Source organism: uncultured Xanthomarina sp. (genome assembly GCF_963971605.1).
Lineage (GTDB): Bacteria > Bacteroidota > Bacteroidia > Flavobacteriales > Flavobacteriaceae > Xanthomarina > Xanthomarina gelatinilytica.
This window is the reverse complement of the sequence record NZ_CAXATZ010000009.1, coordinates 79219-89800: the sequence shown is the minus strand read 5'-3', so window position 1 is coordinate 89800 and position 10582 is coordinate 79219. Positions and strand designations below refer to the sequence as shown.

Below are 10582 nucleotides of genomic sequence, written 5' to 3'. Positions count from 1 at the left end.
CAACACCTGTTGGCACCATAAACATGGTGGTGTAACCTACTTCTGCTTCTGTAGGGTAAGCACCTAAATAGACACGAACACCATCCATGGTGTAACCCAACTCCTTAAATTCGTTTTCGGCATATTTTAAATATTCGCACATGTTTTTTTATAGAATATAATTAGATTTCTTGTTCTGGATCACACCAAATTAAGGCTAAAGAAAATGTTAGATACATAAATAAGTTTGAAAATAAATATACATTACTTCTTAAATTTAAATATCCTATATCATAAGCAGAAAAATATACTTCATAAAATAAAAGTGAAGTTATTATCAACCACCACAGAAACATAGCAATACTTACAATAGAATTTAAAGATTTATAAAACACCAATATCTTATCACTGTTTAGAATTTCAATAAAATATAAGGAAATACAATTTAAAATCACTAATGCACCAAAAATATTGACGAATTTTAATTGTGAATTAAAAAATGAATCTAAATTTTGACTAATATAAGTAGTAGAACTTAACAAAAAAATGAAACAAACATACTTTACAATTTTTTTAAAATTACTATTCAATAAAATTTTATAATAATAATATGACATAAATAAAACACCACCTAAATTCCAGAAGGTAGTAATCCACCAATAATTTCTACTAAAGCTAGTTTCCTTTAAGTAATCTCTTAGACCATGAAGTTGTTGATATTCTATAACATAAGTTGGATAGCTACCTATAAAGTCTACAAAAGCAACATAAATCAAATAGTATATAAATATTTTGCTGTTATAATTCTTATATTTTTTATAAAATATAATCCCTATAACAGCACATACAATTAAAATTAAATCATTTAATTGTGAAGTATATTTATATAGAAAGTCTGACATGAATTATTGTGGATAATTAGCTGGTGGTGGCATTCCTGGACCTCCTCCATTTAAACCTCCTCCAGGAATATCTCCTCCTCCAGGTGGCAACATATTGAATAAGCTACTATTTCCTTGAGAGATGTTTTCAACACCTGTTGGCACCATAAACATGGTGGTGTAACCTACTTCTGCTTCTGTAGGATAGGCTCCCAAGTACACACGTACACCATCCATGGTGTAACCCAACTCCTTAGATTCGTTTTCGGCATATTTTAAATAATTTTTCATGTCTTCCAAAGACCACCAAGCCGAACGGTTGTCTGGACGTTTCACTATGGAATCGCTAATCAATGCGTGTCTGCTGTTAAACGCTTGGTCCAGGGTCTTTGCCTCTTCTGGTGTAATTAATCCTTTGGGTGCCACAATGCCTACTTCGGTATTGTCATCGCCACACATGGGACAAAAAAAGTAGGTAGCCAAAGCACCTATAATGATCCCTAATACTAATAAACTAAAATTTTTCATAATGAGTAAGATTGGTTAATAGAATCTAAATGTATTAAAAAGATTGAAAATTCCTTCAATTTATGGTTTTAAAATAAAACTGTCCCCTCATTTTTAACCCAGCCAACCTTCCCGATCCAAGCTTCTGTATTGGATGGCCTCGCTAATATGTGAACCCAAAATGTGGTCGCTTCCTTCTAAATCGGCAATGGTCCTGGAAACTTTTAAAATTCTGTCATAAGCTCTAGCCGAAAGGTTCAATCGTTCCATGGCTGTTTTCAACAACTGCATGGAAGCATCGTCCAGCGTACAATGTTTTCTAATTTGCTTCGTGTTCATTTGTGCATTGTAATGTACAGTTGTAGAGTTTTCAAAGCGTTTGGTTTGTAACTCCCTTGCTGCTGTTACACGCTTTCTAATCTCTATGGAAGATTCGCCTTTTCTGGTATCGGACAGTTTTTCAAAAGGCACAGGAGTGACTTCTATATGAATGTCTATCCTATCCAATAAAGGACCAGAAATCTTACTTAAATAACGTTGCATTTCGGCTGGAGAGGAAGTTACTGGTGCATCTGGATCGTTGAAATAACCACTGGGACTTGGGTTCATGCTGGCAACCAGCATAAAAGACGATGGATAGGTTACCGTGAATTTTGCCCTTGAAATGGTTACTTCCCTGTCTTCCAACGGCTGACGCATCACTTCCAGAACTTCGCGCTTAAATTCTGGCAATTCGTCCAAAAACAACACGCCATTATGTGACAAGGATATTTCACCAGGTTGTGGATAGCTACCTCCTCCAACTAAAGCAACATTTGATATGGTATGATGCGGACTTCTAAACGGTCTTTGTGCCATGAGTCCTGTATGCTCCTTAACACGACCAACAACCGAATGTATTTTGGTGGTTTCCAAGGCTTCTTCCAAGGTCATTGGTGGTAAAATACTTGGCAAACGTTTGGCTAGCATGGTTTTTCCTGCTCCTGGAGGTCCAATTAAAATAATGTTATGTCCTCCAGCTGCAGCAATTTCCATACAGCGTTTTATGGATTCCTGCCCTTTAACATCAGAAAAATCGAACTCTGGAAAGTTTAGGCTTTTATTGAATTCTTCTTCTACATTTATGATGGTTTGCTCCAAAGGCTCGCCCTTATCAAAATAATTGATAACCTGCTCAATGGTTTCAACACCATACACGTTCAATCCAGAAACTATGGCAGCTTCCTTGGCATTTTGTTTTGGCAATATAAAGCCTTTAAAACCCTCTTCTTTGGCTTTAATGGCAATAGGCAAAGCGCCTTTAATAGGTTGTAAGGAACCATCCAGGGACAATTCGCCCATAATAAGAAAATCTTCTAAATCTTCAGCTTGTATTTGATTGGTAGCAGCAAGAATGCCTATGGCCAAGGTTAAATCGTAGGCACTTCCCTCCTTTCTTAAATCGGCTGGAGACATGTTAATAATGATTTTTTTTACAGGAATTTTAAAGCCATTGTTTTGCAAGGCAGCAGCTATTCGGTAGTTGCTTTCCTTGATGGCATTATCTGGCAAACCAACCAGATGGTAACCTACACCTGTGTCCACATTTACTTCAACGGTAATGGTAGTAGCCTCTACCCCAAAAACAGCAGATCCAAAGACTTTTTTAAGCATAATCGATTGGTTTGCTTAAATGTAAGAAAAAATACTAAATTATAATTCCTTAATAAACTCCAAAGCCCGTTTTTCGTTGTAATAAAAGCCTCCTTTTTGAAAAAAACCTACGTGACCTCCATGTTTAGGCATTTCCAAATACAAATTTGAATTGTTTTTGGCTTCTTTTACTGGATAACATTCTGAAGATAAAAACGAATCGTTTAGCGCATTGATAAGCAAGGTTGGAATGCCAATGTTTGGAAGGAATTGCAAACTGGAACTTTGTTTATAATAGTCCTGGGCATCTAAAAATCCGTGAGCCTTGGACGTGTAAAGATTATCAAAATCATATAAGGTTTTAATGGAAGTAACATCTGCTACTTTAAGTTTGTCAGCATGTTTTTTGGATTTTAGCAGCAATTTGGTTTTTAAGTTGTACTTAAATTTATCATGAAATGCTTTGTTTTTAAAGGTATGCAATTCGTTGGCCGAGCCTGCTAAAAAACAAGGTACCGAAACAGCTATTCCAGCTTTTATTTGTACTGGTATGTTTGTGGTTTCCCCTAAATATTTTAGCGTTACATTGCCTCCCAAACTAAAGCCTTTGATAAAGATTTCAGAATACTGTGTTGTATCTAAAATATGCTGAATCACTTGTCTTAAATCTTCTGTTTCGCCTGAATGATAGGAACGAAAAAACTCATTGTCCTCACCACTGCAACCACGAAAATTAACCGAAACTGCATCGATATGATTCTGATTAAATAGCTTGGCAGTTCCTGTGATGTAATGCCTTTGGGCATTCCCTTCCAAGCCATGAAGAATAATGATGAGCCTTTCCGTTTTTTCTTCTGAATAACTCCAATCCAAATCCAAAAAATCGCCATCAGACAAGGTAATGCGTTCTCTTTTTTGAATCAGACCGTTTACATTTCTAATTAAACCGGAATAAACCGTAGCAACAAATCCGTTTCTGAAAAAATAAGGCGCTTTGTAGGTTGATTCTATTATAGGCATTTTCTAAACTTCAATGTTAGTAAACTGAAACGTATTCCCATCAAATAACCCTTTATCGCTTAATTTTAAGGATGGAATCACCAATAAAGCCATAAAACTCAAAGTCATATATGGTGCATGTAGTGTGCTTCCCAGTTGTTTTGCCATTTTATCAAGTTCAGCATATTGTTTTCCAATTGTTTTTGCATCCTGATCGCTCATAATGCCTGCAACTGGCAATGCCACCACTTTTTCTGCCTTATCGGCAGACAGGTTTTCTGAATCTGAAACTGCACAAATACCTCCTTTGGTTTCAATAAGTAAATTGACTGCTTTACATATAGCTTCATCACTAACTCCTACTGCAATTATGTTGTGAGAGTCGTGTCCAACAGAAGAAGCAATCGCGCCTTTCTTTAACCCAAAATTCTTTATAAAAGCAATGGCTGGTTTCTGATTTTGATATCTATTGACAACGGTCATTTTTAAAATGTCCTTTTCAACATTTGAAACTAGATTCCCGTCTTGCAACAGACTTTCTACAATAATCTCGTTTGTTACCAATTGTCCTTCCAAAGCTTCGATAACACGAATTTTCGCTTGCCCTGAGCGTAGTCGAAGGGTTGCTGATGATTCATACCTAAAGTCGGAAACGTCTTTTTTGTCTGTTTGGAAGTTGTTTAGAATTTCAAAAGGAACAGAATCTATTTTCGAAATATCTTCATCGAAAACCAATTCCCCATTGATGTAGGTTTGAAGTGTTTTAAAGTCTTTCAAATCTTCTACCACAATACAATCGGCAAAATCTCCAACATTTAATAAGCCAACATCTAAATTGTAATGTTTCACAGGATTAACACAGGCAACCTGTAACACCTTAAAAACATCCATGCCTTTAGCAACAGCTCTTGCACATAGATTGTTAATATGATGCAATAACAAATCATCTGGATGCTTGTCGTCGCTACAAAACATCATGTTTTCATAATGTTCTGGCAGCAAATCGATAAGTGCTTCAAAATTTTTGGCAGCTGAACCTTCACGAATCAGGACTTTCATGCCTTTTTGAAGTTTTTCTAAACCTTCTTCAAAAGTAAAACACTCATGATCTGTACTAATTCCTGCTTGAATGTATTTGGTTAGGTCGTCGCCTCGTAATCCTGGAGCATGTCCATCAATAGGTTTGTTGTAGTGTTTTGCCCAGGCTATTTTTTTAAGGACTTCATCATCTTTAAATAAAACGCCAGGATAATTCATCATTTCTGCCAAATATTTAATGTCTGGATTAGCCATTAAGGTTTTAATGCCTTCGGAATCTATGACTGCTCCTGCAGATTCAAAAGAAGTTGCAGGCACGCAGGAAGGTGCTCCAAAATTAAATTTAAAAGGAGTTTCTTTTCCATTGTTAATCATAAACTCCACGCCTTCAACACCAAGCACATTGGCAATTTCGTGAGGATCGGAAACCGTTGCTATGGTTCCATGTTTTACTGCAATCCTGGCAAATTCACTGGGAACCAACATGGAACTTTCAATATGGATGTGTGCATCTACAAATCCTGGAAGGATGTAATGGTTCACATTGTGTTGTTTTTCTTCAACACTAAAAATCTTCCCATCTTTAATGGTAATTTCACCTTTAAAAACACGTTGGTTTGGTATGTCGACAATATTTCCTTTTAATATCATAAAATAAAATTAATCATTTTTGAATTGAAAATGCTTCACTTTTACATTGAGTTGAGCAGACTGGTTCAGCAAGACATTATTAATAAAAAAGCGAGAACCAGTCTCGCTTTTCAATTTTGTTATTGAATTTATTCCTTAAAATTTTCAATCCCTTTTTTCAGCCATTCGTAATATTCTTTAGGATCTGGTGTATAACCAACTGTTGGGCTAATATCTTCACCATCCAAATTTTGAATAACATATAAGGGTTGTGCATTGGTATTGTATCTGGTTTGCTGGAACTCCAACCATTTATGTCCGTAGGTCCTTACTTTGTTTCCGGTAAGTTCAGATTCAAACTGTTCGGCTTCAGGAAGTTTGGTCCTGTCGTCCACATATAGTGAAATAAGCACGACCTCGTTATCCAACAAGGCATAAATTTCATCTTCCACCCAAACCTGTTCTTCCATTTTACGACAGTTCACGCAGGTTAATCCTGTAAAATCCAGCATCACTGGCTTATTGACTTTTTTTGCATAAGCCATCCCTTTATCGTAATCATGAAAAGCTATTAGATCATTTGGTCCAAAATGAGCATCTTTAGGTAATTCTTTAGCAACAAATTCGCCTGAGGCAGAGACCTGTTTTTTCATATAACCCACTCCATATGGCGATTCGCTATTGGTACTCATTGGTGGTGGAAAACCGCTAATCAATTTTAATGGTGCTCCCCAAAGTCCTGGAACCATGTAAACAGTAAAAGAAAGTGCCAAGATGGCCATACTTAATCTGCCAACCGAAATATGCTCTAAAGGCGAATCGTGAGGCAATTTGATTTTACCCAACAAATACAACCCTAAAGTTCCAAATATGGCAATCCAGATGGCTAAAAAGACCTCTCTTTCCAAGAAGTGCCATTCTAAAACCAAATCAATCATTGATAAGAATTTAAAAGCAAACGCCAATTCCAAGAATCCTAGAACCACTTTAACGGTATTCAACCAACCACCCGATTTTGGCAAGGAGTTAAGCCAACTAGGGAAAAAGGCAAACAACCCGAAAGGTAAGGCAATGGCCGACGAAAAGCCCAACATACTCACAATTGGAGCAATACCTCCTTTTGTGGCAGCATCCAATAATGCCGTTCCTGCAATAGGGAACGTACAAGAAAAAGATACAACTGCCAATGCCAATGCCATAAAGAATATACCAACAATGCCTCCTCTATTGGCTCCACTATCCACTTTATTGACCCAAGAATTTGGCAACATAATTTCAAAAGCACCTAAAAATGAAAATGCAAAGACCATTAAAGCAATAAACATAATGGCATTAAAAGTAACTCCAGTTGAGAACTCGTACATGGCATTGCTACCAAAAATGGCTGAAATGGCTGTTCCTAAAAGGGTGTAAATAACTATAATGAAAAACCCATACAACAAGGCATTTTTAATTCCAGATGCCCTGGTTTTGCTTTGTTTTGTGAAGAAACTCACAGTCATAGGGATCATTGGGAACACACAAGGAGTTAACAAAACCAAAAAACCTAAAAAGAACGCTGTAAAGAATATGGTTAATAAACCTTTGTTTTCTTTCTCTGCTGCAAGTGGTTTGTTATCTTTTTTTACAACTGTTTTAGTTTCGTCCTCAATAAAATTTGATGGATCTTCGGTTGCTGAAGTGGCAGTGGTCAAATCGAATGTCACCATCTTGCTTTGATAAATACAACGTTCGTCATCGCAGGCTTGAAAGGAAGCTTCAACTTCTATGATTTTTAGATTTGGATTTAACACTTCAATTTTTTGCGTAAAAGTTGCCTTTTCGTCAAAATAGTTCAAATCCATTTCAAACACCTTGTCGTAAGCAGTTATATAAGGGCTTTCAAGCGTTTTTCCTATTAAGTTATAATTATTGACCCGACTTAAGGAATCATAGATGAACTCGGTTGGCAAAGCGCCTCCCTCTGGCATATCCTGAGAATATAAATGCCAATGCTCTTCTATCTCTGCATTAAAAATTAGGTTGTATTCGGTATCTGATAATTTTTCAACGTCGCCTGTCCAAGTTACAGGGTTCAATACCTGCGCTTGGACCATACATACAGTAAAAAATAGGCTGATAAAAAGGGCTAGTTTATGTATCATTATCTAAGGTAATTTTTAATATGTTGTGTGTTTTGTCAGTTATTTTAAATCGGTTGTCTGCCCTGTAATTCAAGATCCAAACAATGTCTTGATTAGAACATAACAGCCAAACCTTTTCTTTTTCCAGGATGGAAAGTTTCTCATCTTTAAAAAACTTGCTCAGTTTCTTTTTGCTTTCCATTCCAAAAGGGTAAAAATAGTCTCCTTTTTCCCATTTCCTTACGGTTAAGGGATATTTTAACAAATCTTTATCAACATAAATTGTGGATGGGTTACCCGTTTCCAAACTATCTGTCAATTCAAATCTTAAAGTTCCCAAAAGTGTCTTTACACGTTTATTTTCTTCTGAAATGACAATAACTTTTTCAGGTGTATCATTGATGGTACGAAACAAAATCAGTTCATCCCTATTTTTTAGTAAACAATGTGATTTTGAACACACTTGTTTACCAGATTGCGCATCCAACAAATCCGTTACATCTTGCCATTCTGTAAATTGATAATCTTTCAACATATGGTATAAGTAAGCTTTGGGATGAGACAAGCCTTTAATTTTCTGGATGTTGAAGTGAATTTCATGTTCAGACATCTTGGTTACGGTTTTTTTTAAAACCTCTTCTATGCTATCGTCTATAATGGTTTTTGAGTCCTGTAGATGTGCTTGGGTAAGTTGAAAATTTTGAAGTAGCTGTGGATTGATATCCTTTAAAACAGGTATCACCTCGTGACGTAATTTGTTTCTCAAATATTTATTGGATGCATTGCTGCTGTCTTCACGCCAAGTTATTCTGTTTTTTAAGGCATATTGTTCCAATTGCTTCCTAGTAAAACGTAATAAAGGTCTTATAATTTTTCCATGAACCTCTGGAATTCCCGTGAAACCATCTAGTCCTGAGCCTCTTGTGAGATTGATTAAAAAGGTTTCCAAATTATCATCTGCATGATGTGCTGTTAAAATATAATCAAAATGAAGCTGTTCTGCCAACTCAGAAAACCAATGATACCTTAATGTTCTGGCTGCCATTTGCGTGGATAGTTTATGATCTTTAGCAAAGGTTTCAGTATCAAAATTTTCTATAAACACTTCAAGTTCCAAGTCTTCGGACAATTGCAATACAAATTCTTCATCTCCATCACTTTCCTCTCCTCTTAAATTGAAATTACAATGTGCCAATCCTATGTGCAATCCCAATTGATGACACAAATGGGTTAAGACAACGCTATCCAATCCTCCAGATATTGCTATAAGCAACTTGGTTTTCTTTAAGAAATTTAGGTTGTTGTTGATATGTTGCTGGAATATCTCAAGCATTTTGACATGAATTCATATTTGGTTTTTAATAGTTATCAAATATAACACCTTGAAACTTTTAACTTTTAACTTTTTACCGAAAACTTTAATCCTCAAGAACCTCACGCATAGCTTTAGCCTTAATCAAGCATTCTTCATATTCTTTTAAGGGGTTGCTTTTTGCAGTAATGGCACTTCCTACAGAAAATGACACATATTGTTGGCTGTGATTGTATAAGATACTTCTAATAACCACGTTGAAATCGAAATTGCTGTCTGGAGTAAAATAACCCACTGCTCCAGAATACACACCACGTTTGGTTTCTTCCAAGGTCTCTATAATTTTCATGGCCGAAATTTTAGGTGCTCCTGTCATGCTTCCCATAGGAAATGTAGACTCCAAAACATGGACTGGATGCTCTGTTTCCTCTATTTCAGAAGATATTGTTGAAATCATTTGATGCACTTGTGGAAAGGTATAAACCTGACATAACTCTACCACTTTAACTGTTCCTTTTTTTGCTGTTTTGGATAGATCGTTGCGAACCAAATCCACAATCATGATGTTTTCGCTGCGTTCTTTTTCGTCTATGGCCAATTGTTCTTTAAGGTGTTTGTCTTCCACACTATCTTTGGAACGTTTGGCAGTTCCTTTTATGGGTTGCGAAATGATCTTAGTTCCGGTTTTTTTTAAATAACGTTCTGGTGAAGCCGATAACAAATACTTGTCGTTAAGTTTTATAAAAGTGGCAAAAGGAGGTTTGGAAATGCTATTGAGTTTCCGATAGGTTTCCAAAGGGTTTATCTGAGTGTTTTCTATGTAAAACTCCTGACAAAAATTGGCTTCGTAAATATCACCATGATAGATGTGTTCCAACATGGTGTTCACTTTTGACAGATAATCGGTTTTTGAGATTCTGGGTTTTATTACTATTTCATTCAAAAAATTGCTACGTTCTTCGTCACTCTCTGCCGACAAGACAGGCTCGCAATGACAGATGTTATTCAAATCATCATCCATTTCATCTGCAACCACATTTAAGTAGTGCATTTCAACCGTATCTCCTTTAAATAAAAAAAGTTTTTTAGGTTGGAAAAAATAGAGTTCCGGAAAATGCAAGCCATCAAAATTTTCGGATTTCAAATCTTCTATGGCATTTTTCAAATCGTAGGATAAATAGCCAAAAATCCAATCTTTTGTATGGGTTTGGTACTCCTTTAACTTCAAAAAAGCCTCCTGGAAATCTGTTTGAATACAGGTCATGGCGTCTACAGCCAACACTGCATCAAAGCTTGAATAGGCTTCATGATATTCGTTGGAATCCATCCAAACGGCTTCATGATAAGGCTGACTCCAAGTCAATAACTGACTTTTAAAAGTATCTATGCATTTTGGTTTATGTAAGTATGTTGTTCTCAATATTACAAATTACCGAAAATTAAAATAGATATGGAAGTTGAAGCCCTTTTAGTTTATGAAA

At 36.0% G+C, this 10582-nt stretch carries 8 protein-coding genes; all 8 read right to left on the bottom strand.

All coding sequences use genetic code 11. The features are described 5' to 3' along the window. Positions 1–161 precede the first annotated feature (161 nt). Positions 162–881, bottom strand: a complete 720-nt coding sequence (locus tag AACY93_RS05620) for a hypothetical protein (RefSeq protein ID WP_339611397.1) — start codon at positions 879–881, stop codon at positions 162–164. 3 nt (positions 882–884) lie between these two features. After that, positions 885–1388, bottom strand: a complete 504-nt coding sequence (locus tag AACY93_RS05615; protein ID WP_339611395.1) for a hypothetical protein — start codon at positions 1386–1388, stop codon at positions 885–887. Between the two features lie 93 nt (positions 1389–1481). After that, positions 1482–3020: a YifB family Mg chelatase-like AAA ATPase gene (locus tag AACY93_RS05610; RefSeq protein WP_286853622.1), complete on the bottom strand. Its 1539-nt coding sequence runs from the start codon at positions 3018–3020 to the stop codon at positions 1482–1484. Positions 3021–3059: 39 nt separating this feature from the next. Beyond that, positions 3060–4019 carry an alpha/beta fold hydrolase gene (locus tag AACY93_RS05605; RefSeq protein ID WP_286853621.1) on the bottom strand — a complete coding sequence of 320 codons (960 nt, stop codon included), beginning with the start codon at positions 4017–4019 and terminating at the stop codon, positions 3060–3062. A gap of 3 nt (positions 4020–4022) precedes the next feature. Then, on the bottom strand, positions 4023–5687 hold the full coding sequence (ade, locus tag AACY93_RS05600) for an adenine deaminase (RefSeq protein WP_007646606.1): 1665 nt from the start codon (positions 5685–5687) through the stop codon (positions 4023–4025). 128 nt (positions 5688–5815) lie between these two features. Next, positions 5816–7810 carry a thioredoxin family protein gene (locus tag AACY93_RS05595; protein WP_155949848.1) on the bottom strand — a complete coding sequence of 665 codons (1995 nt, stop codon included), beginning with the start codon at positions 7808–7810 and terminating at the stop codon, positions 5816–5818. Continuing rightward, the gene (gene tilS, locus AACY93_RS05590) at positions 7800–9122 is read right to left on the bottom strand and encodes a tRNA lysidine(34) synthetase TilS (protein ID WP_286853619.1); all 1323 of its coding nucleotides are present in this window, start codon (positions 9120–9122) and stop codon (positions 7800–7802) included. The genes AACY93_RS05595 and tilS overlap by 11 nt, the downstream gene beginning before the upstream one ends. An 85-nt stretch (positions 9123–9207) precedes the next feature. Further along, on the bottom strand, positions 9208–10521 hold the full coding sequence (locus AACY93_RS05585) for an anthranilate synthase component I family protein (protein WP_286853617.1): 1314 nt from the start codon (positions 10519–10521) through the stop codon (positions 9208–9210). Between the last annotated feature and the right edge of the window lie 61 nt (positions 10522–10582).

Excerpts from the sequence above, each read along its gene's own strand:
- AACY93_RS05620 (WP_339611397.1), bottom strand. The coding sequence starts at position 881 with ATGTCAGACTTTCTATATAAATATACTTCACAATTAAATGATTTAATT.
- AACY93_RS05615 (WP_339611395.1), bottom strand. The coding sequence starts at position 1,388 with ATGAAAAATTTTAGTTTATTAGTATTAGGGATCATTATAGGTGCTTTG.
- AACY93_RS05610 (WP_286853622.1), bottom strand. The coding sequence starts at position 3,020 with ATGCTTAAAAAAGTCTTTGGATCTGCTGTTTTTGGGGTAGAGGCTACT.
- AACY93_RS05605 (WP_286853621.1), bottom strand. The coding sequence starts at position 4,019 with ATGCCTATAATAGAATCAACCTACAAAGCGCCTTATTTTTTCAGAAAC.
- ade (WP_007646606.1), bottom strand. The coding sequence starts at position 5,687 with ATGATATTAAAAGGAAATATTGTCGACATACCAAACCAACGTGTTTTT.
- AACY93_RS05595 (WP_155949848.1), bottom strand. The coding sequence starts at position 7,810 with ATGATACATAAACTAGCCCTTTTTATCAGCCTATTTTTTACTGTATGT.
- tilS (WP_286853619.1), bottom strand. The coding sequence starts at position 9,122 with ATGCTTGAGATATTCCAGCAACATATCAACAACAACCTAAATTTCTTA.